This window comes from Yersinia sp. SCPM-O-B-9106 (C-191), from assembly GCF_026183365.1.
Lineage (GTDB): Bacteria > Pseudomonadota > Gammaproteobacteria > Enterobacterales > Enterobacteriaceae > Yersinia > Yersinia rochesterensis.
The window spans coordinates 3,410,876-3,431,253 of sequence record NZ_CP110791.1 but is presented as its reverse complement, the minus strand read 5'-3'; the positions used below and the strand labels follow the sequence as shown (position 1 = coordinate 3,431,253).

Genomic DNA, 20,378 nt, shown 5'->3' with positions numbered 1-20,378 from the left:
AGTATGAAGCCATACATTATGAATTATAGTGAAACGATCACTATGAAACAGTCTGTTGCGATCCAAAATACAAATATTTTGGATGTTACCACAAGAACATTCACTATTGAGACTGATGACCACGATGAAATTTTAGGGCTTGCAACAATAATTACTGAGCGGATTGAAAACTCAGATCGTGACGAAATAAGTGCATATTCTACTTTTCAAACAAATATAGTTGAAAATAGTGACAAAGATGAAATTTCCTGTGCTGGCACGATGGTCACTGCGGTAATTGAGAATTCTGATACTGATGAGTATTTGTTATTTTCAACAATGGAAACGAGAGAGTTAGAAGCGGCTGATTCGGACGAGATTTCTTATTTTATGTCTGATTCAACTATCATGACTAAAGTATTTGAAGCTACGGATAATGATGAATAATTCTGTTGTTATTCATTAGTGTATAGGCCCTTCCTAAGATAATTGTGGTCGGGCTAAATTGACTCCCCCTATATCCCCATCCCACCCCCACACTATTCACCCCCTTCACCAACCTACAAAATCACCCCCACACCCCTTGCCCACTCTGGCCTCAACCTCTCTGAACACTCACTCTCAGACTCTTCAGCAACTGTTCAGGTGTTCAGTTTTTAATACCTGCCATCCACGAATTAATGAACACATATGAATACTGACTGAACAGTTATTAGTAAACTATTCAGTCAGTTTTTATCTTTGTATTTCAATTAATTAAATCTATTTCTGAACACTCTGAATAAGCCAGAGGTGAGAAATAATTAGTGGGGTGGCTCTTCCGGTTGCGGGTGGTGGGGCAGTGCCAGGGCGGGGAGCCAGTCATTGGCGGTGTCGGATAAATCCATGTTGTAGCGGAACCCTTTGTCAGTTCTGGCTTTTTTGTATTCTGCGCCGAACTCTTTCATCACTTTGGGAAAATCTTTGCCGAATTTGGTCAATGATAATGAACGCTGATGGCCGTAAGCCTCCATATAAGCCAGATAAGCGTGATACAGATAAATGCGTGGGGCGCGCGGGGAAATTGCCAGCGTTCCCATATACATACCGACCGCCTCGCCCAGCTCGACAATGTGCGCACAGAAACCATAAAGCGGATCGGCATCTCGCTTAACCCCCATCGCCTCCCGTGAATCTCGCTGCTCAAGTAGCAACTTTCGCGCCTTGTCCTGATCGGCGAATTCGGCCAGCAGGCAGCGGATCACCACCGGCAGTTCTGCCGCGATTTTCTCGCCGAGCCGCGGATCTTTATCCGCCTCTTTCACTGGATGGTTGAACGCGAAAATCACCCGCCGTCGGGCAATACCGCCTTGCCGCTCAGTGAAACTCATCGGCTCGTTATTGGTCGCCAGCACCACGGCGGTTATCAAAGTGCTGAATTGTTTCTCATATTTGCCGTCGATTTCCACTAGATCCCCGCCGGTGATGGCTTTGATGCCCGCCCCCTCGCCGACATATTTCACCTGATCGGGCAGCGTAATCAGGCTTTTGCCGACAAACTGCGCGCGCCCTCTGGCCTGATCAAGCGCCGCCATATTGCCGGAGGCGGTGTTATGACGGCCTGCCAGCAAAGTGGCGATGTGGGTGAATACCGATTTCCCGCTGCCGCCCTCGCCAGTGACCTCGAGGAACAATTGCCAGTCGAAGCGGTTAGACAGGATGGTAAACAGCGCGGCTCTGATGCGGGCCATTTTGGGCCATTCGTCATTGGCCGCATGGGCCAGCCACTTGGTGAAATGCGGGGCGTGGTGTGCCAGATTTTCGTCTGGCTGCGGTTCGGTGAATATGATGTCGTTATGATGCTGCAACCAATCATTGGCGCGATGCGGCCGGAACTGTTTGGCTTTCAGGTCATAAACCCCATTCTGAAAGCCGATTAGGTGGCGCGGCGGCTCGGCCATGATCGGGATTTGCAGCTTCATCGCTTCAATGGCATTGCGGATACCGGCCGGTGAATAGGGCGTGTCGTTGGCGTTGAAAATCATCACCAGCTCGCGCCGTAACACACCATCGGGCAGCTTGCCCCAGCGCTCGCCATCATAGTGATAAACCGTTTCACTCTCAGCATGCACCGCAATCTGACCATAATGTTCGGCCAATAACTGCCCGCGCTGGCTGGCGGCCATTTGCGATAAGGCTGGATGTAACACTTTATTTTCAGCCACCGGACTCTCCGGCGGCGGCTGATACAAACCATGATAAAAGCTGTTACGCGCCTGCCCGGTACCGGCTTGCTGGCGGTAATCATCCCAATCGGCTTTATACGGGGTCGGCGGCAGTGTCACCCAACCATCGACCACGCTGGCCACTTTTTCTGCGGCCAGTTGACCGGTATTAGGCGTGCCTTGCGGGTTCACATCATTATCAGCCGCAATGATGATTTGCGCGGCACGCCAACGGGTACGGCATACCTGCGCCACCGGCAACAGATTACCGGCATCGATGGCGGCGATAATCACGGCGGCCGGTAGCAACAACGCCAGACTTTGCGCCGTGGCGTAACCCTCGGCCAGTACCACGGTTTCAGCCTGTTCCGGCAGCGGTTTGAGTGGGATAAACGCGCCTTTTTTGCAGCTACCAGCGATCAGCTTTTTCGTGCCGTCGGGCCGGATAATCTGTGCGCCGGTGCTATCACCCGCCATATTCTGCAATATCAGCAATAACGAACCATCCGGCAGAATAGGTAATTTATGGCCGCTCAGACCTTTATTAATTAAATAGCGAGATTCCCCTGGCGTAGCTTTTGCCATCAAAGAGGCCAGATCCGGCGCTTTAGATTTGGGTGAGATACCGAGAATATCGGCCACCAGCCGCGCGGCTTCTGTCAGCGAACATTGCCGGACATTTTTAACCAGATCCAAACCGTCGCCGGATCGTGGTTCGCACTGATTACAAAACCACGTTCCCGCTCCCTGACGGTCATCAAAACGAAAGCGGTCTTTGCCGCCACAGGCCGGACAGGGGGAGTGCTGTTTGCTGTGGCTGATCGCCAGCGCATCCAGAATAAAGCCCCATTTTCCGCGCGCCTGTGCCGCAACCTCGGCAATAAATTGATTCATGACTCTTCCTTTTTACGCCCGGTTTCCGGCGGATAAAATCCATTTTTGGGCCATTTTTAACACCCATAGCAATGTTTTAAATTTTATAAATACAATTTATATATCAATTAGATGCAGATAATCTGATTCTGCTGTCCAGTAGTTGCACCCAACGGGAATATTCGTAGACTCGCTGCATCCACCACGCCAACCTTGCTCCGTGGTGGATAAACGCCCCGATGGCATTGAGGCTTGTCGGGGCGTTCCTTTCGATATATCCGCAGCCGGAGGAAAATAACGTTTCTGTTATTTTTTAGCCTATGAACTACACCATTGAATATTACGATGACGACGTCATCACCCAGCTTCTTGCCCAACCCATCAGCTTGCAGGCCAATTTTATTAGCCTGGCTCAGCGCATGAAGCGCTACGGCGTTAGGATGGTTGATGCCACCCCGAAGCATTACGAAGAGGTGTTTGAGCTGTGTTTTTTTGAGCCGAAAGGCTGGAATCGCGTCATTTTTATGGCGCAAATAGACTGGCAGATTGTTATTTTGCATATTGTGGTGCAAAAAACGGCTTATATGCCGTGGAGAGAAAAGGGCAAGGCCGCCAAACGAATGAAGGAGTTGCGATTTGGATAATAAACGCCAACCACCGAAGCTCTCCCATGAGCAAGTGGTCGCCCGGATGCTAAAGAAACCGGCGGTGAGGGCAGAATACGAGCGGCTGGAGCGCCAGGATTTCGCCATCATTGATGAAACGTTAAAGGAAATACATTCCGAATAATGCTCCCGTGCATTCATTGCTTATTTTCCCGTGAATGTGCAATTTGCTGTTCAATCCAGTCATTCACCTCACTTTCAACAAACGCGATGGCCCGCCCGCCTATTTTTATCGGTGGTGGGAAGCGCTTTTGTTTTAAGAGTTTATAAACCCAAGGCCGGCTAAAACCGGTACGTTTTAATACTTCTGGCAATCGGATTAATGATGAATAGGTCATTCCATGACTCCTGTTATCTCTCGGTGGCTACTGAGTTAATTGAAACAAAATCAGGCCGTAATAGGGGGAAGTGGCAAATAAATAAAAGGAACCTTTATTCCGGTTGTTTTAGGTCAATCCGTAACGCGAATATGTTAGTTGGAAGCGAATACCGTAGTTGGAAACCTATAGTTGGAAACCAATAACGCCGAGTTGGAAATAAACTTCCGCTCGTCTAAGGATTATCGACCCCGGGCAGAGAAACAAGCAGCGCCTCGCTGATCAAGTTACTCATTTGCTTTTCGGTCACCATTTCTCTGCTGAAACCCGCGTTGAGCATAGCCTGAGTCGCCACCCGGGCAATGGCGGTTTTATTCATTTTGACGCCGCGCCGGCACTGCGGGTTGTTCCTGGCTAACGCGATTGCCATACCGGCAATAAACGCCAGCGCGGTTTCTTTACCCGCAAACCCACCCCAGTTCTCTTCCGCTTGCCGCTGCTCCGGCACCCGTACAGCGCCCGGAGGTAGCGGCCAGTGAAAGCCATTCACCTTAAGCCAGCTCTCCACTTCTACTTTTAATAAATAACCATCATGGCGAATATCTTTATTGGCATTGGTATAACTAATATCCCGACAACTTAATAGGTTGCAATCTACTGCATCCCATAATGATTTCTCATAATTAATTATTACCATTCCTACATCATCAGTTTGAATAGAATAAGGTATCACCCCGACAATTAATGCCGCAGTTTCTTTTATTGTGATATTAATTCTGGATAGAAATGGCGTTAACCATTCTGGTAATTTATCTTTAAGAATATTTTGATATTCTTCGTCACTATCACGCAGGTTAATCTGCAAAAGCTGTTCTATTTCAGTGCGGTTAAATCCGACGTAATCATAACAATTCATGCTGTTAATACCTTAGAAGGGAAGTTCGTGATCATCCTCCTCATCGGGCCGGTGATTAAATTCGCTAGGTTTATAACTTTCAGGTATCCATCCATCACAAGGCGCTCCATCCATTTTAGGGTTGGCCATCGCTGCCGAGAGCAGATCAAAATAGCAAAATTGGGGGTCATCAAAGCTGGGGGAGCGGATCATACCGAGCGCGTCCTGAATCAGTAACGGCGGTGAAACTGGCCTGGCATCCGTCAATTCTATCAGCAGCCAGTTGGCTATCTGCGCCTGACTCATCGCGGGGTGGAGACGTGAAATCCGCTGAATCAACTCCCTGATACTGATAAATTCCTGCTGCTTTGCCTTGAGCTTTTCCGCTGGGTTTATCATGAGATTACTCCTGTTATCTCTGGTTGGCCCTGCTTTGAATGATACCGAACATAATGGTTCAAAGTGAAAGTAGTAGGGGGATGGTGTTGATTTCAGTTCGGTATACAGTGATATTCAATAGGATGTATCGCCACGGGTTTTTGAGATAATCATAAAGTTACTTTTGAGATAATCTACAAATGATTATCTGTTAACATAATGGCTATAAAGTGTTTTTTAATCTATTTTTAAGATAATGATATTTACATATTTGAGATAATCTAACTTTATGCCTAAATTTAATCACTATGATTTAGCACTGTTAAACCCCAGTTTCGACTCGCCATTGGTTGATGCATTGACCGAGCTTGAGTTACTAAGGCACCTGCGCCTTGAAACTGATGTGCATCCTCTGTTATTTGCCCAGCTAAAAAGTATTTTTCATATGCTGGAAAGCTTGGGTTCAGCAAGAATCGAAGGTAACCATACAACGTTAGCCGATTACGTTGAAAGTAAAGTTGAAGGGGCTGAGGACTCCACGGATCAATTGAAAGAGATTGGCAACATCGAACATGCCATGAACTTTATTGATGAGCATCTGCATGCTGGTGAAGATATCACGGAGTATTTTGTCCGAGAACTGCACGCCATGACGGTAAATGGGCTTGAACGGGAAGGGGATAAAACGCCGGGAGCCTATCGCAGTCACGGAGTGAGTATTGTTCAATCAACTCATTTGCCGCCTGAATTCATGCATGTTCCGGCTTATATGCAGGAATTGGTCGGGTTTATGAACCGTGCAGACGCGCCAAAATATGATCTGATGAAAGTGGCTCTCGCACATCATCGTTTTGGTTGGATTCATCCATTTGGTAATGGCAATGGCAGAACAGTGCGCCTGCTGACTTATTCTTTGCTGATAAAGTACGGTTTTAATGTGAAAACCAGTGGGCGGGTACTAAACCCAACGGCGGTTTTTTGTAATGACCGAGAGCGCTATTACTCGATGCTGGCCGAAGCGGATACGGGGGCTGTTGAGGGGCTAGAGCAATGGTGCCTGTATGTTCTTACCGGTATATCGGCGGAGTTAAAGAAAGTCGATAAGCTCTCTAATCTTCACTTTTTAAACTCAAAAATTCTTTATCCAGCGCTCGAGTATTCCAAGGGACGGGGAGTAATCAATGAGACGGAGTCTACAATTCTTAAGCGAACCATTAGCCAGGGAACGGTAAAAGCCAATGATTTAAAAGAGGTTTTACTGGGATTAAAGTCGGCTCAAATTACCTATCAGATTGGTAAGTTAGTTGATCGTGGCCTTTTGCAACCGGTTGAAGTGGGATCTCGAATTTATACCGCCGGTTTTTCGAAATCCGATCTGATGCGTGGTGTCATTCATGCTTTGCGAAAAGAGGGGTTTATTCCAGATTTTTGATTTGAAGTTTGAGCTAAATAAGTTGGCGATGTCGAATCGCCAACTTAAATATCAATGTTTTATTTTACCAACTTGAGGAAAGTATCTTTAGGTTTAAGGGTTACATTGTTCCCTGAACCCTCAATAGCTTCCATAAAGAAATTATTATTGAAAGTTAGTGTACTTATCTCATCTAACGGCAAAGAAAGTTGATCGAGAATCTCCCCTCTTTTTATCCCTTTCGCGCGCATTGTGCTAAAAATCTTATCCAAAATTAAAGATTTTTCACGTTCAACTAATCCTTGCGGTTCAGATGTACGAAATCCCCTTCGGTTCAACTCAATACTCAATTGTCTATAATGCCACTCAGTTGAGAGTTTCAAATCAAACGTTCTTCGTACCAGCGACGCAAGAGATACTTTCCAATTCTTTTTCAGTTCGATTAAATGCTCTAATGAAGGCATTCGAGGCACTGTAGCCAGAACACTACGCTCAGGCATCAAAAATGAGGATGCAAAGCGATCTGCATCAAGCTCAGCTTGTCGCCCATTATTGCTGGAATGCTTATGTAAAACTAAATGCCCCAATTCATGGGCGGCATCGAATCGGCTGCGTTCTGGTGTTTTCATCGTATTTAGCAAGACAAAGGGTTTACCATTTGTCCAAAAAGAGAATGCATCGACCTCAACACAATTTTCAGCCAAGGAAAAGACTTTCACACCTTTAGATTCAAGTAGATGAATCATATTGGTTATTGATAACTCTCCGAGTCCCCATTGTTCACGTACAACACGTGCGGCCGTCTCTGGTTCTGAATAGTCATCAAAGCTACAGTCAGGAATTTTGGCTTGCGGAAGCTCGAACTGGCTATCTAACCAATTTGAAACCTCTTGCGCTAATTTACCTGCTGCAATAGCAGAGTCTCGCTTTTGGGCGCTTAACTTTGTCATCGCTCTAAAGCTTACCGCCTCAATATTAAGTGATGAAATATCCCCTGCCCGAAAAAAGTTAACTGGGTAATTTAGAACAGAAGCAATTCTCTCGATACTGTCACTCGCAACAGCATCAAAAAAGCCAGCTTTCTCATAGGTTGAAATAGTACGGCTTGTTAAGCCTGTGGCATCTGCCAAAGCTGTCTGAGTCAATCCTCTACGCTCTCTGGCAGTGCGTAATCTTTCGGAGTTAAACATGGTACATACTTAACCAACTTGTGAAATATCTATATCAATATCCGGTGTGAATTGAGGTTCTACGCCGATCATATCTACTGGACTTGGCCGTTTGGTATCCAAGATTAATCGAGTCGAAAAATCATTCACTATGTTTTTATCATTGTATGAAATCGGGCGTGAAAGCTCCGCTCTTATGCTCATTCTGCCGTTCTCGTCGACTTCATCAAGATCGTAAAGTAAAAACCATAAGTCCTTCCCTAATTTATTTGGTAAAAGGGGAGGCGATGCAGTATCCGAATTTTCGAAACCAAAGTCTAATTGCTTATCTTCAAATTTTAGAGCACCTTGCCCTGGGGTGTTGTTGAGAATTAACCCCATCAATTCCCTAGTAAAATCACCTTTCTTCATACGAGATTCTGGCCTACCCAACGCCAGACCTGTTTGTGTGCAACCACGGCAAAGATAAAGAGCGATCTGTCCGTTTGTCGTTAATTCAACATTCCTTACAGAAAGAGCTTTGAAGCCTTTAGGTGCTAAGATATCTCTAATTCCACTGACAGCTTCGCCGTAAAAATATTGCCCTCTGGAGGTCACTGGGTGGTTGCGAGTTGTTGAATATCGCCCTGAAAGCCCTCGCTCTAAAGGTGTTATGAGGTCATCTTGTGTTAAGCCAAGCGATTCTAAATATGAATCAACTTCATCTGATTCGTTGATGATGTGTGTAGGGGCAAGATTATCGGACCACATTATTTATAGCCTCGTATGTAATTTCTCTTTTTTATACCTCATTTGAGGTCTTAAAACAAGAAAATACTGTATGGTTATTCAGTTATGTGATGTGCAATGGGGAGGGCGCGTGATATACCTTATTAAAGCTGTAAATAGTTACTTTGGGAATCTTGCGCGATAAAGTTAAGAACTGTCCAAGTAATCCCAAATGTGTATAGGAATATGTATAGAATTATTTTTATAACTCATAGAATGGTCGTATTTAAAGGTGAGTAGGTACTTTGTTCGATTCCCTTCACCCGCTCCAAAAACTCCCTAACGTATTCATTCCTTAGCCTTTTTCTGATTCATACGTGACGGCGCTCGTGATCCTCCTACAAAGGGGTCATACAGCCGATGGCGCAGCGTGATAATCTCTATCGACGCCCAAGCGGTATCTATGTTCTGCGGATCACCGTTCCGGTTCGTTATCGCGCCCTGATAGGGCAGCGTGAAATTCATGCATCTACCCGCACAACCCACCTTGCAAATGCCAGAGCTATTGCCGCGCGTTTGCTGGAGAAGTGGTATGCGTCTCTGGAAGAGTTCAGGCAAGTGGATAAAGAGAAAATTAGGGGTAATGCCCCATTGTTGACTGGCGCTGGCAAAATCAGCCTGACGCTCTTTTGCGAGTCATTTGGGGTTGAGCTTGAGACTGTCGTCCAGCATCTTCTGGCAGACAATGTGCCGCTGTATGCCCTTGTATCGAACCAGCGTGGCTTTCTGATTGATGATTTCAGCACGCTTGAACGTGATCCTGAAACGCATGGGTTCGTTTTGAATAACATTGCGCATGACGGTGCCGAGGCTGCGGTGAACGGCTATATGCAGCTTTACCAGCCGCAGTTTGCTCTTGTTGAATTTCTGAAAGGGCAAGAGGTTGAGGTTACGGCATTCAGGGCTAACAATGGCAATCCTCTTTCCCTCTGGTTGTTGGATTTACCCGGGGTGACGCTGAATGCAAGTTCTTTGTTCATCAACAACGTGCAGGCTGAAAAACTGCGTAGTGCCTGGGATAAGGCGCTTACGAAATCAGAGCCAACATTAAGTGCTCTGCCATGCGCTCCGGTAGGTGTAACACCAGTGATTCCTGTGGCCGCTACCATCAACCCGTATTGCAACCCGACATATGCGAGCATGACGATTTCAGCATTGCTGGAAGCGTTTTTGGTTTATAAAAATACGGGCGATATCAAGTTGGCGAGTGAGGGGAAAATTCGTTCCAGAATCGAGCACTTTACGGAGATCATGGGCGAAATGTCTTTGAGTGAGTTGGATCGCGAGGTCGTGAAGGACTACGTGAACAGAATGCAGAATATGCCCGGTAATCTGTATTTGATGCGGCGAAAATACAAGATTTCTGATACGCAAAAGCTAATTGAAATAGCGCTAGCTGATGGCCAGCCAGTTATGAGCAGAGATGCCATTGGCAGGCATATTGAGTCACTGGGTTCTATGCTCAAATGGGCTAAGAGCGAACGTTACCTTTTTGATAACCCTGCTGAGAATGTGTTGGCTCAGCGCCGTGTGATGGTGCGTGAGCAGGATCGCCGCGACCTCTTCACCGACGAGGAACTAGAGCAAATTTTCTCGGCTGACTGGTTTAAGAAAGGCGCGGGAACGCCCAATCAATACGGACGTTATACGAGCTTCCGCCCGTTTCACTACTGGTTACCTCTGCTGGCATTATATGTGGGTGGGCGCATCAATGAGCTTTGCCAGCTTTATCTGGCGGATATTCGCGTGGATAAAAACGGTATTGCCTATATTGATTTTAACCTTGATGCGCCGGATAAGGTGATGGATGAAGAGGCGCAGGTTGGCGGTGATAAATCATTAAAGACGGTGAATGCGATCCGTCAGGTTCCAATTCATCCGCGACTTATCGAACTAGGGCTGCTGGAGTATGTAGATGCATTGAAAGCTGCCGGATATGATCGTCTTTTCCCTGAGTTGAAGCACAACAAAATCAAAGGATATCGTGCCGCCGCCTCAAAATGGTTTAACGAAAATTACTTTGGCAAAGTCCTTGGGTTTCCCCGTGACGATAAGAAAACGTTCCATTCGCTCCGGCATACTTTTATCAATGCCGTAGACGAGTTTGAGAACAATGAACGCACGATTGCGCAGCTTGTTGGGCATGTTCGTGGCAGCACCACCGCGATGACAACCTATCGTAAGGATGCCGATGTGGGAGAGCAATTTGGCGTGATTTCGCAGCTTTACTACAGTCTGCCTGATATTGCGCAGTTTGATACCGAGGCAGGTATCAAGGCGGTCATCGACGCACGGCGCAGGCATAAATCGTGAGATGTGCCAAACGCGCCAGGAAGCTCTATGGCGCATTTTTTATCAAGGGTAGTGGAAATCATGGTGCGGAATTTGCGGCGCTTTCGTAGCTCGACTGGCGCAGCTAGATGAATCAGATGTAACCTTCAACAAGCAGCCTCTTTCGCAACATTTAACCAACTAGCGGAGTATGGATGTTAATGGCGACCTACAGACAAATTGCCGATGATGTTAAATCCCGGACGGGGAAAGCAGTCAAAACATGCTGGATCGCTCATGTTAAGTCATTGCATGGGCTAACCCGTGGCGTATCACCGACCCGGATCAGCATCGAAAGCCGGGTTTATCCTTGCCCTGATAAATGGGTTGCGGAGATCGAGCAATCAATGAGAAATCTGGGTGAGCTTTAGCTTTACCGCGTCGCTTAACTTTGGAGGGTGTTTGCCTCTATAAGGAAAAGCCTGCGACCGCCGAAGTTTTTGAACGCAATGCCTGAAAGTGGGGCTGGCAAACCTAGGACATCCACTTTTTCGCAGCAGATTTATCCGGCTGCATTTACACCGGGAACCGTTGAAGGTTAACAGCTATCGGTTCAGGTTTGTGTGTTGCGAAGGCGAGAAGAACAGCAGACTTACTTCTGAAAGGAACGGTTTGATACAACGAGCAAGAGAAAAGCGTAATTGTTAAAAATGTTAAAACATAAAGTGTTCTTTAAAATGTTAATCCTTCCTCGGGGGGGAAGCCGGACATATCAACCCTAAGGCCATCTGAGAAGATAGCCTGTAGGTTTGCTCGGTTCCCCTTGCCAGATGAAGATCAAGTCTTCCTCGTGGTGTGACGACCTTTCTTGAAAGATGCATTATGCGCAAAAGTAGCTACTCAAGAATCCGCCGATATCTACTTTCACCCTCTGCTTGGCTGCATCAAACGCTTGCGCGCCCTACCTACCACAATCAACGTTACGCAGAGTTCCCATCCTGACGTTTTCCGCAAAAGAGCGGTGATGCTCCACCAACCCGGACCGGTTTACCGCATGAGATAGGTGTCAGGGCCAACATAGCACACGCTGAATTTCAATAAAACTTATAAATATCAGTGAGGTGCGTTCATATTTTGAAAGCACTTCAGGTAAGTCTCTATTTGTTATCACTTTTCCCGTTTTAGACCCTTTGAGTAAGGTATTATTGAACCATCAAAAATATTTGCTCTGATGTTATGAGGTTTAACTCTATGGATTTACTAACTTTTATCAGCGCCATAAGTTGGCCTGTTGTTTTTTTTATTGTTGTTCTTATGTTCAGAAAGTTGATTGTTCAACGGCTTAAGTCTTTCGAGGGGTTCGGTCTTAAAGTGGATATGGTGGAGGAGCAAAAACAACTGATTGAAAATCCAAGCAAAGTCGTAACGGATCACCGGGCGCTTTCGCGTCAAGTTGTCTCTTCTCATTTCAACGCTGAGGGAGATATAGGATACGCTTTATATTCGAATGGCATATTAATTCAAAAGCTTAAAATTACGATTTCAGATTTAAATCGTTTTCGTGATACGCCAGTTCATTTCCCAATTGCTTTCCCTATTATGGTCCTGAATGTGCAATTTATCGGTGGCTCGACTCCTGATGTGATTGAAATGAATAGAGGTAGTATTACTTTGCGCTTTACGAATCACAAACCCAGTCATGACACTGAGCTAATTAACATCATCGTAGTAGGTATGTAGGCTTATACGCGCCAATAAACGACCGGTTTCCGACACCTCCCAATCGCACGCTTTTACACTGTTGGAAAATTAGCCTTGGTTTTTCTGTCAGGCCATCCTAAGTTGACACTGTTTTCTGGCAGGGGCCGGATGAGGATATGATTATGGCGAATTTTGGCTATGGGCGTGTGTCTACAATGCAGCAAGTTACGGAGAACCAGCGGCTGGAGCTTGAGCAAGCTGGGTGGACGTTCGACTTTTGGTTTACTGATGTGGTCAGTGGGAAAGTTCCGGCAATTCAGCGTAAGGCGTTTGCTGAAATGCTTGGCAAAATTCGAACAGGCGAAACGCTGGTTGTTGCAAAACTCGACCGTTTGGGGCGCGATGCTATTGATGTGCTCCAGACCGTCCGACTGTTATCTGATCGGTGCAACAAGGTGATCGTCCACCAGCTTGGCAATACTGATCTCACCTCAACTGCTGGTAAGCTGCTACTGTCTATGCTGGCCGCAGTTGCGGAGATGGAGCGTGACCTACTGATCGAACGCACCCAGGCGGGGTTGTCGCGAGCAAAAGCCGAAGGCAAGAAATTGGGCAGACCGTCTAAAATCGCACCAGAAGCCCGTAGAGCGATTATAGAGAAAAAGAATAGCGGCGTGAGTGTCAGCGCGTTAGCGCGTGAATATGGTGTTTCCAGAGCGACTGTAGCAGCTATTATCGATTGAATATGGAGAGTTTATGGCTTACACAGCAACAGTTATACCTGTCATGATTGCATCCCCTGGTGATGTTGCCGATGAGAGACAAGTCATTCGTGACGTGATTCATGAGTGGAACGATATAAATTCAGCTCGTTCGAAAGTAATGCTTACACCTGTCGGGTGGGAGACACACACATCGCCTGAACTTGGAATTCGACCTCAGGAGCTAATTAATCAGCGATTACTTGTAGAGTGTGATTTATTAATTGGTGTTTTTTGGACCCGGTTAGGTTCACCGACTGGAAACGAGTCCAGTGGAACAGTTGAAGAAATATATCGGCACTTAAATGCAAATAAACCAGCAATGATTTATTTCTCAGCTAAACCAGTAGCGCCGGATACCATCGATGTAAATCAACATAAAGCGCTCACTGAATTTAAAGCAGAATGTATGAGCAAAGGGTTAATCGAACATTTTGACAATCTGAAAGATTTTAAACACCAATTATATAAACAGTTATCATTAACTCTTGCTGGTAACGAATATTTACAGAAACTGATTAAGGGGAAGAACAACACCGGCTCATCGATGGCGGAAAATGTATCAGAGCCTGCGATATCAGATGATGCTCTGCATGTCTTACGAGTCGCTTGTGAAACAGGTGATGGTTCAATTCTGATGTTAAATGTTTTAGCTGGCACAATTATTCAAGTTGGTTCGCAAGTTATTAATGCAGAGAGTGCCAGAGAGCTGGCTAGATGGAAAAGTGCGATTAAAGAGCTGCAATTTAATGGGTTGATTATTGCTCAAGGTTATAAAGGTGAAGTATTCGAAGTAACACATAAAGGATGGAGTATTTTTGAATCGCAATGATGCGTGTAAATGCTTTCTAAGGTAACGGGGGAGTTAATCTCCCCCAGTTGTTACTCAAATGAAGCTGCGATGACTTCCCCTGTGTTGGCGTTAAAAACACAAAAATATTGAAGTGGTGTTTGCATCCCAAGGCTATTAATCGCCTTAGCTTGTTGCCCGAACATTTGAATAGTTCGCTTTTTCTCGTCGTGCCAGAGGTAGGTGTTGAAAACCGGCTGCGCTTCGCTTTCCTGCCACACATGGCGAAACGTCGCTTTTTCATCCATCACCTGCTTGCACTTTTTGACGGGGTTATTATGTGCTTTTGCATAGCATTTTGGGTCGTTAGTTGAGCACAAGGCATTTTGTTTTTCTGGCGGGTGTTCAGCGCTAACAGCAGAAAATGCGCATAAGCCAAGCACCAAGGAGAGAGTGCCCAGAGCCCCCCATGCAACTGCACGTAGCGTGCTGATCTGCCGTTTTGATACAACATGAGCGACCACACTATAGCTGGCCCAGCTAAGAGCGGCTCCCGCTGCCATCGATAATAAAAGGTCTGCTCCCGCCATGATTCCCTCACTTTCCAAACCACATCGCGCCTAATAGCGAACGATGTTGACGCCCAACCGATGACGATCATCATACTTGTTGGGTTTTAAATGTCACTATTGGTGTTTATTTTGAATCTTATGGCGATTGTCATGATACAGGCGACTAATGCGAGTGACTAAACTCGCTGAGGCGATACTGGATTCAAAATGTCTCACATAGAGCGTGGCCTTACAGTGGTCTAAATTGCACATTCAGTGCATGAGAAAATCCCTGAGAATACAGTTTGGCGAGCGGGTAAAAGAACTGCGCATTGCCACCGGAATGAGCCAGGAAGCATTTGCTGATCGGTGTGGGTTTGCGCGTAGCTATATGAGCCGCATTGAACGTGGTGGTTCTAATGCGTCACTTGATGCGATTGAGGTGCTGGCTAACGCTCTGAGTGTTGAACCGTGGCTGTTGTTAACGACTGATTCATCCGAAGCTAACGACCCGGAACAGTTGGTTCCTTATGCTGCTGATGGCTCGTGTTTTCATCCAGGACTGGCGAGCACCCGCGATGGTTCGTTTGGTGTTGGTGATAAAGCGGCTCAGAAGCGTTTTGGCTCGTTTTCCGAAGCGCTTGAGTATCTCCGTAGCATGGAGACAGCAAAATGGCGTAGGCCCAATGCCAGTGGCAACTGGGGTATCGTATCAGCGGTTCGTTGGGACAAGCTGAGAAAGTAGCTCAGGTGTAAGTTTCAGATTTTAAATTACTGAATAAATAAACAGCTACCGCATACGGTGAATGACCGCACGTTTTATCTGGCACTGATAACTATCAGCATTCCTAAAACACTAAAATACGGGTGCGTTACGTAGGCGTTACAGTGGCGTTTCACTTCAGCAATGGAGAGTGCTTTTGAAAAATAATCATTTGATATCATATGGTTTCCTAACCTCGCTGAGTGATATTGAATTACTGTCGCTTCACTCCGAAATTTTAACGCAGTTGCGTTTTAGAGGTGTCATTCGCACCAAGAATAATCCTGTTGGTGACTATGCTGAATGGCTGGTTTCTAAAGCTCTGGGTATGACTCTTCTCAGTAATTCGTCTGCGGGCGCTGATGCCATTGATGCTGATGGCATGAAAGTGCAGATCAAAGCGAGAAGAGTTACGCCTGATAATCCTTCCCGGCAGCTTAGTGCCTTGCGTAACTATGAGGCAGCCGATTTTGATTATTTAATCGCGGTTATTTTCGATGAAACTTACAACGTTCTTGATGCCTACAAAATCCCGCACGAGGTAATACGAGATTACGCTCGGCATAGTGATCACGTTAACGCACATATCGTTAACCTTAAGGGAGCGATTCTTAATGATCCCCGAGTTAGTTCTATCAAAGAAAACTTGACTGTCAGCAACTCAGTTTCAGCAAATGATGCATCTATCCAAGAAGCTGTGGAGAACGTTTTGGAGCGGCAAGAGAGGATAACAAGCCACGCTACGCTGGCTGAGCACCTCAAGGCTATCGGAATGGAGTGTTTCGTAAACTACTACCATCATTTTGCCGATTCAAATTTATCAAGCGCTGATATCATTGAGCAAATGCACTCATGCGAGGGATATACAGAGAAAAGCTGTCGGACCCGTCTTAGTAAAGCACGAAAAGTGATCAGGGATGGTTTAAGTATTGAAGCGCTGACGTTGATCGCTGACTCAGGGCGAATACAAAATTCTGTCAAAAAAGACGCACTTAAACTTATCAGCGATCTTAAGTAGCACGTGTTGTAGTTCCTCCTACAAAACCCTCCTACAATGCATCAAGTTTTTATTAATAAATCCATGGGATTACGAGATATTTGGAGCGGGGGTGATTTCCCTTCACCCGCTCCAACCTTACGTCTCGCAGTATCTCCCGAAGTCCATCAAACCCAGTCATAGCAAGATTTAGGCCACTGTTGTTGTCTCTTGACGGCTATTGTTGCTCAAGGGAATCCACATACAAACGTGTATAGTTATCTGTATAGAAATTCTCTACACTCCAAATTCTATACAGTGCTGGCCGCATAGAAAACTAGACCAACAGATAAGCAGATAAATAAAAATTAAGCAGATAACAGGTATCGGCAGATGCCTTTCAATGTGACTTATTCCAGCGGTAAACTCACCAGTGGTTTGACTTCGCGCAGGACGAATGTCGTTTGCATCTCTTTAATCCCCGAAAGTCGGCGGATGACCGACATCGCGAAAGTGGAAAAACTGTCGAGATCCTCGGCCACCACTTGCAGCAGAAAGTCCGCATCCCCTGCAACGGCATAGCAAGCAATCACCGGTTTTAGCGCCCCAACCTGCATTTCAAACAACTTCGCTTCTTCTTCACTGTGACTGTCAATTTTCACCCGAATAAAAGCCAAAATCCCCAACCCTATTTTCCGTCGATCAATATTGGCTTGATAACCGGTAATAATGCCACTTTCTTCCAACTGCTTCACCCGCCGCCAACACGGGGAGGTCGCCATCCCCACTTTATCGGCCAACTCTTGGTTAGCCATCCGGCCCGTGTGCTGTAATTGTTTTAAAATTTTTATATCTGCCGGCGTTATTAATGATGTTGGCATTTTCTACCTGATTATTGTTTTGTATGGGTATGATTTACCCATATTAGCGGAATGAAGCTGATAAAAGAAAGCACTTACCTACGCCGGAGAGATAAGATCTTGGGTACAAATCATCAGGAAAAGGGTATGGCTGTGGCAGAACAAATGCGGATTGCAATTATTGTTAATCCTGAGCTTCCGGTTGGCTTGATTGCTAATACCACCAGTGCGGTGGGGATTGGTCTGGCGGCAAAATTTCCACAATTGGCGGGAGCAGTATTATCCGATTCGGTGGGGAAAGAAATTGATGTTAGCTCAAAATTGCCGGTACCTATTTTGCAAGCGAATGCTGTACAGATAAGAGAAGTTTTGCTGAAAGCTTTGGCGGCGACTCATGAGCGGGCGATTGTGCCTTTTCCTGCATTTGCGCGCTCGATGCACAGTTACCAGGATTATGAAAAGGCGTTTCCATTACATTCTTTGGCTGATGAACAGTTGGATGGTTTGGGATTGGTGGGGCCGGAGAAGTGGGTGCGCTCATTGACTGGCGCGTTAAAACTGTTGCGTTAAGCTTTTGTTTATTAATATGAAAAATAAGCGGGTTCAAGAATCGAACCCGCGTGTAATGACTGGCAGTATGTTTCTTCGTCGATTAACCAAGCTGACTTAACTGCAATGTATGACTGGCAACCCCGTTGATATACAACTCGCGGCGCTCGTGCTCCGGGAGAGTTATTGTCAGTTCATGCCAGGCGGGTTGATAACTTCCCGTGCGGCTGAAAGTCATATCAATGCGGTGATTATCCGTTGTCACCTGCCAGCTCAGCCATAATGCATGACCTTGCTGCCAGCGGTGGCTTTCACCATCATCTTCAAACAGCATCCCACTAGATTGGCCGCCCCCTTTCGTCGGGTACAGCACTAACTCGCGTTGGGTATCTTGCGCAGCATTCACAAAAGCAATACGTCGTGACAGCGGCAGCGCGGCACCGGCCCGCACTAACAGAGGTAGGCGCTCCAGTGGCGCTTCTAAAACAATAGTTTGCCCGCCGCTATACCACTGTCCAGTATAGAAACAATACCAACCGACATTATTATCTGGCAAATAGACCTGACGTTGGCGCTGGCCCGATTCCACCACACTGGCAACCAGTAAATCACGGCCCAACATAAAGTCGTCATTTTCATTAAACGTGCTGCTATCATGCTCATGATCGAGGAAAGTTGGGCGCAACATCGGCTCATCATCATGAGTGGCTTGCCATTGTAATGTGTAAAAGTAAGGTAATAGCCGATAGCGCAGCGCCATTGCATCGCGAATCATTGGCGTGGCAGCGGGATACATCCACGGCTCATTGACAGTGTTATCGTCATTCCATGAGTGAATGGTAAATCGCGGATGCATCACGCCGTTTTGTACCCAGCGAATAAATAATTCAGCTTCCGGTTTATCGCCCGAAAAACCGCCGACATCATGGCCGAGGTTATACAACCCAGATAGGCTCATGCCCAGCCCCATGCGGATGTTATAGCGCAGAGTTTGCCAGCTGGTGCGGTTATCACCACTCCAGGTTTGGGCGTAGCGCTGCATCCCGGCACAGCCGGAGCGTGATATCAAATATGGGCGCATTTCTGGCGCGAATGCCTGTTGAGCTTCCATTGAGGCCCGCATCATCAGCAGAGGCATCACCGGCCTGATGTGTTTGATGGCGATGGATTCACCGAATCCATTACATTGCGCTTCGCCATCCCACACTTCGTATTCATTATTATCATTCCAGGTGGAGCCAATCCCCAGCTCTAGCAGTTGCTTAGTGACGTTTTCCTGCCACCAATCCACGGTTTTGGGGTTGGTAAAATCAAGGTGAGAACCTTCATCATCCCAAAATGAAGAGCGCTCCGGCAGCCCGGTTTCGCCATCACGAATAAACAAACCGCGCTCTGCAACTTCCTGATATTTAGGATGATCCTGCAATAAACACGGTTTGATATTGGCCGCCAGTTTGATACCCGCTTGCAGGAACGCCTGGCTCATCACCTTGGGCTGCGGCACTTTGTCGTTATTCCAGTTAAAGACATAGCGCTTATTATTGATGGAGGTGTAGCCGGATGAGAGCTGGAATGAGTCACAGGGGATATCATGCTGCTGACACAAAGTAATGAACTTTTGTAACTGCACCTGTGCATCGGGGGCATCGGTGTAGTGCATGGTGGAGCCGCTGTAGCCGAGGCTCCATTTCGGGCCAAATTGGGTTTTACCCGTCAGACGAACAAAGGCTTTAGTCACATCCAGCACTTTCGGGCCGAGGAACATATAGTAATCAAGGTCACCGGCTTCGGCCTGATAACGGCGATAAGCCAGATGATAATTATCAATCTCGTTACCCAAGTCCAACCAGCAGCTGCTTAAATTGTCATAGAACAGGCCGAAGCTGACATCATCACGGCGAGTAATGGTGAACGGAATATGCTTGTAAAGTGGGTCAGTGCTGGCGGCGTTGTAGCCCATGGCATCTAAATTGCGCATTTCAAAGCGGCGACCCGCGCGGTTAAGGTCACCGGCTTTCTCACCCAGTCCATAATATTGCTCATTAGGATAGCGGCGCTGATAGTGAGCAATCGCTTCTCCTTGTGGGCTGAGTAAATAAGCGCTGGTTGGCCTATCTGCTGCTAGTGGCTGCCATTCGCCGTGCTGATTCTTATATTCCCACTCCAAATACAGCGGTTGATGAGTAGTGACTCGCAAACAGTCGGTGGTCACTATCAATTGTTGTTCATGGTGCTGTAACTGATAGCCCGGCACGGAGAAACCCGCCAAACTCAGGCGGTCACGCCCAGACCACGGCACATCTCCTTCTGGCGCGATGCTCCAGGTGCGGTTCAGTGCCAGTTCGCCATTGCGTTTAATCAGCACGCGGCAGAGATTTGGCTCTAATACATACAGACAAAATATATGACGGTCATCAACCAGTAATTCCAAATGGTCGGGAAATTCATTGATTAATAACCATTTTTTTAATGTTTTCATCTTAGTTTATCTCTTAAA

21 protein-coding genes and 1 pseudogene are annotated in these 20,378 nt (G+C 46.5%); 12 read left to right on the top strand and 10 right to left on the bottom strand.

Features of this window, described 5'->3' with window-relative positions; genetic code table 11:
- Positions 1 to 3 precede the first annotated feature (3 nt).
- A complete protein-coding gene (locus OP863_RS15660; protein WP_265525519.1) occupies positions 4 to 426 on the top strand; it encodes a hypothetical protein in 423 nt (140 codons plus the stop codon).
- A gap of 356 nt (positions 427 to 782) precedes the next feature.
- Here the strand turns inward: OP863_RS15660 and OP863_RS15655 are convergent, their stop codons facing one another.
- Positions 783 to 3,077, bottom strand: coding sequence for a primase-like DNA-binding domain-containing protein (locus OP863_RS15655; protein WP_265525518.1), 2,295 nt, complete (start codon positions 3,075 to 3,077; stop codon positions 783 to 785).
- 299 nt (positions 3,078 to 3,376) lie between these two features.
- On the opposite strand from OP863_RS15655, the gene OP863_RS15650 reads away from it, so the two are divergent.
- Positions 3,377 to 3,700 (top strand): type II toxin-antitoxin system RelE/ParE family toxin, encoded by a 324-nt coding sequence (locus OP863_RS15650; RefSeq protein WP_005158305.1) that lies wholly within the window; start codon positions 3,377 to 3,379, stop codon positions 3,698 to 3,700.
- On the top strand, positions 3,693 to 3,845 hold the full coding sequence (locus tag OP863_RS15645; RefSeq protein WP_164971237.1) for a hypothetical protein: 153 nt from the start codon (positions 3,693 to 3,695) through the stop codon (positions 3,843 to 3,845). Before OP863_RS15650 ends, OP863_RS15645 begins: the two co-directional genes overlap by 8 nt.
- A 13-nt stretch (positions 3,846 to 3,858) precedes the next feature.
- Here the strand turns inward: OP863_RS15645 and OP863_RS15640 are convergent, their stop codons facing one another.
- The 4 genes and pseudogenes from OP863_RS15640 to OP863_RS15625 form a co-directional block, all read right to left on the bottom strand.
- On the bottom strand, positions 3,859 to 4,059 hold the full coding sequence (locus OP863_RS15640; RefSeq protein WP_049604475.1) for a helix-turn-helix transcriptional regulator: 201 nt from the start codon (positions 4,057 to 4,059) through the stop codon (positions 3,859 to 3,861).
- 214 nt (positions 4,060 to 4,273) lie between these two features.
- The gene (locus tag OP863_RS15635; RefSeq protein WP_265526271.1) at positions 4,274 to 4,606 is read right to left on the bottom strand and encodes a hypothetical protein; all 333 of its coding nucleotides are present in this window, start codon (positions 4,604 to 4,606) and stop codon (positions 4,274 to 4,276) included.
- Positions 4,607 to 4,720: 114 nt separating this feature from the next.
- A pseudogene (locus tag OP863_RS15630) lies at positions 4,721 to 4,954 on the bottom strand (hypothetical protein); the annotation flags it as partial.
- A gap of 12 nt (positions 4,955 to 4,966) precedes the next feature.
- Positions 4,967 to 5,332 carry a hypothetical protein gene (locus tag OP863_RS15625; protein WP_265525517.1) on the bottom strand — a complete coding sequence of 122 codons (366 nt, stop codon included), beginning with the start codon at positions 5,330 to 5,332 and terminating at the stop codon, positions 4,967 to 4,969.
- A 268-nt stretch (positions 5,333 to 5,600) separates the two neighbouring features.
- Here OP863_RS15625 and OP863_RS15620 point away from each other — a divergent pair, with 268 nt between their 5' ends.
- Positions 5,601 to 6,743: a Fic family protein gene (locus tag OP863_RS15620; RefSeq protein ID WP_265525516.1), complete on the top strand. Its 1,143-nt coding sequence runs from the start codon at positions 5,601 to 5,603 to the stop codon at positions 6,741 to 6,743.
- 59 nt (positions 6,744 to 6,802) lie between these two features.
- Here OP863_RS15620 and OP863_RS15615 read toward each other — a convergent pair whose 3' ends face one another.
- Positions 6,803 to 7,912, bottom strand: a complete 1,110-nt coding sequence (locus OP863_RS15615) for a helix-turn-helix domain-containing protein (RefSeq protein ID WP_145537592.1) — start codon at positions 7,910 to 7,912, stop codon at positions 6,803 to 6,805.
- 9 nt (positions 7,913 to 7,921) lie between these two features.
- Entirely contained in the window at positions 7,922 to 8,641 is a 720-nt protein-coding gene (locus OP863_RS15610; RefSeq protein ID WP_145537590.1) for a hypothetical protein, read from the bottom strand.
- 378 nt (positions 8,642 to 9,019) lie between these two features.
- On the opposite strand from OP863_RS15610, the gene OP863_RS15605 reads away from it, so the two are divergent.
- The 5 genes from OP863_RS15605 (at position 9,020) to OP863_RS15585 (ending at position 14,224) form a co-directional block, all read left to right on the top strand.
- Entirely contained in the window at positions 9,020 to 10,972 is a 1,953-nt protein-coding gene (locus tag OP863_RS15605; protein WP_265525515.1) for a site-specific integrase, read from the top strand.
- Positions 10,973 to 11,151: 179 nt separating this feature from the next.
- Positions 11,152 to 11,361 (top strand): hypothetical protein, encoded by a 210-nt coding sequence (locus OP863_RS15600; protein WP_265525514.1) that lies wholly within the window; start codon positions 11,152 to 11,154, stop codon positions 11,359 to 11,361.
- Positions 11,362 to 12,181: 820 nt separating this feature from the next.
- On the top strand, positions 12,182 to 12,670 hold the full coding sequence (locus OP863_RS15595) for a hypothetical protein (protein WP_265525513.1): 489 nt from the start codon (positions 12,182 to 12,184) through the stop codon (positions 12,668 to 12,670).
- A 143-nt stretch (positions 12,671 to 12,813) separates the two neighbouring features.
- Positions 12,814 to 13,374, top strand: coding sequence for a recombinase family protein (locus OP863_RS15590; protein WP_265525512.1), 561 nt, complete (start codon positions 12,814 to 12,816; stop codon positions 13,372 to 13,374).
- A 13-nt stretch (positions 13,375 to 13,387) separates the two neighbouring features.
- Positions 13,388 to 14,224: a hypothetical protein gene (locus OP863_RS15585; protein WP_265525511.1), complete on the top strand. Its 837-nt coding sequence runs from the start codon at positions 13,388 to 13,390 to the stop codon at positions 14,222 to 14,224.
- Positions 14,225 to 14,274: 50 nt separating this feature from the next.
- Here the strand turns inward: OP863_RS15585 and OP863_RS15580 are convergent, their stop codons facing one another.
- Positions 14,275 to 14,772 (bottom strand): hypothetical protein, encoded by a 498-nt coding sequence (locus OP863_RS15580; RefSeq protein WP_265525510.1) that lies wholly within the window; start codon positions 14,770 to 14,772, stop codon positions 14,275 to 14,277.
- Between the two features lie 241 nt (positions 14,773 to 15,013).
- Between OP863_RS15580 and OP863_RS15575 the strand changes: the two genes are divergently transcribed.
- Positions 15,014 to 15,478: a helix-turn-helix domain-containing protein gene (locus tag OP863_RS15575; protein WP_265525509.1), complete on the top strand. Its 465-nt coding sequence runs from the start codon at positions 15,014 to 15,016 to the stop codon at positions 15,476 to 15,478.
- A 175-nt stretch (positions 15,479 to 15,653) separates the two neighbouring features.
- Positions 15,654 to 16,514, top strand: a complete 861-nt coding sequence (locus OP863_RS15570; RefSeq protein ID WP_265525508.1) for a DUF6998 domain-containing protein — start codon at positions 15,654 to 15,656, stop codon at positions 16,512 to 16,514.
- Between the two features lie 368 nt (positions 16,515 to 16,882).
- Here the strand turns inward: OP863_RS15570 and OP863_RS15565 are convergent, their stop codons facing one another.
- Positions 16,883 to 17,353 carry an Lrp/AsnC family transcriptional regulator gene (locus OP863_RS15565; RefSeq protein ID WP_265525507.1) on the bottom strand — a complete coding sequence of 157 codons (471 nt, stop codon included), beginning with the start codon at positions 17,351 to 17,353 and terminating at the stop codon, positions 16,883 to 16,885.
- Positions 17,354 to 17,479: 126 nt separating this feature from the next.
- Between OP863_RS15565 and OP863_RS15560 the strand changes: the two genes are divergently transcribed.
- A complete protein-coding gene (locus OP863_RS15560) occupies positions 17,480 to 17,902 on the top strand; it encodes a DUF2000 domain-containing protein (RefSeq protein ID WP_186368336.1) in 423 nt (140 codons plus the stop codon).
- An 82-nt stretch (positions 17,903 to 17,984) separates the two neighbouring features.
- Here the strand turns inward: OP863_RS15560 and OP863_RS15555 are convergent, their stop codons facing one another.
- Positions 17,985 to 20,360 carry a glycoside hydrolase family 31 protein gene (locus OP863_RS15555; protein ID WP_265525506.1) on the bottom strand — a complete coding sequence of 792 codons (2,376 nt, stop codon included), beginning with the start codon at positions 20,358 to 20,360 and terminating at the stop codon, positions 17,985 to 17,987.
- Positions 20,361 to 20,378 lie beyond the last annotated feature (18 nt).

Bases quoted from the DNA above. Each gene is read 5' to 3' on its own strand.
- OP863_RS15660 (WP_265525519.1), top strand. From the start codon at position 4: ATGAAGCCATACATTATGAATTATAGTGAAACGATCACTATGAAACAG.
- OP863_RS15655 (WP_265525518.1), bottom strand. From the start codon at position 3,077: ATGAATCAATTTATTGCCGAGGTTGCGGCACAGGCGCGCGGAAAATGG.
- OP863_RS15650 (WP_005158305.1), top strand. From the start codon at position 3,377: ATGAACTACACCATTGAATATTACGATGACGACGTCATCACCCAGCTT.
- OP863_RS15640 (WP_049604475.1), bottom strand. From the start codon at position 4,059: ATGACCTATTCATCATTAATCCGATTGCCAGAAGTATTAAAACGTACC.
- OP863_RS15625 (WP_265525517.1), bottom strand. From the start codon at position 5,332: ATGATAAACCCAGCGGAAAAGCTCAAGGCAAAGCAGCAGGAATTTATC.
- OP863_RS15620 (WP_265525516.1), top strand. From the start codon at position 5,601: ATGCCTAAATTTAATCACTATGATTTAGCACTGTTAAACCCCAGTTTC.
- OP863_RS15615 (WP_145537592.1), bottom strand. From the start codon at position 7,912: ATGTTTAACTCCGAAAGATTACGCACTGCCAGAGAGCGTAGAGGATTG.
- OP863_RS15610 (WP_145537590.1), bottom strand. From the start codon at position 8,641: ATGTGGTCCGATAATCTTGCCCCTACACACATCATCAACGAATCAGAT.
- OP863_RS15605 (WP_265525515.1), top strand. From the start codon at position 9,020: ATGGCGCAGCGTGATAATCTCTATCGACGCCCAAGCGGTATCTATGTT.
- OP863_RS15600 (WP_265525514.1), top strand. From the start codon at position 11,152: ATGGCGACCTACAGACAAATTGCCGATGATGTTAAATCCCGGACGGGG.
- OP863_RS15595 (WP_265525513.1), top strand. From the start codon at position 12,182: ATGGATTTACTAACTTTTATCAGCGCCATAAGTTGGCCTGTTGTTTTT.
- OP863_RS15590 (WP_265525512.1), top strand. From the start codon at position 12,814: ATGGCGAATTTTGGCTATGGGCGTGTGTCTACAATGCAGCAAGTTACG.
- OP863_RS15585 (WP_265525511.1), top strand. From the start codon at position 13,388: ATGGCTTACACAGCAACAGTTATACCTGTCATGATTGCATCCCCTGGT.
- OP863_RS15580 (WP_265525510.1), bottom strand. From the start codon at position 14,772: ATGGCGGGAGCAGACCTTTTATTATCGATGGCAGCGGGAGCCGCTCTT.
- OP863_RS15575 (WP_265525509.1), top strand. From the start codon at position 15,014: ATGAGAAAATCCCTGAGAATACAGTTTGGCGAGCGGGTAAAAGAACTG.
- OP863_RS15565 (WP_265525507.1), bottom strand. From the start codon at position 17,353: ATGCCAACATCATTAATAACGCCGGCAGATATAAAAATTTTAAAACAA.
- OP863_RS15560 (WP_186368336.1), top strand. From the start codon at position 17,480: ATGGCTGTGGCAGAACAAATGCGGATTGCAATTATTGTTAATCCTGAG.
- OP863_RS15555 (WP_265525506.1), bottom strand. From the start codon at position 20,360: ATGAAAACATTAAAAAAATGGTTATTAATCAATGAATTTCCCGACCAT.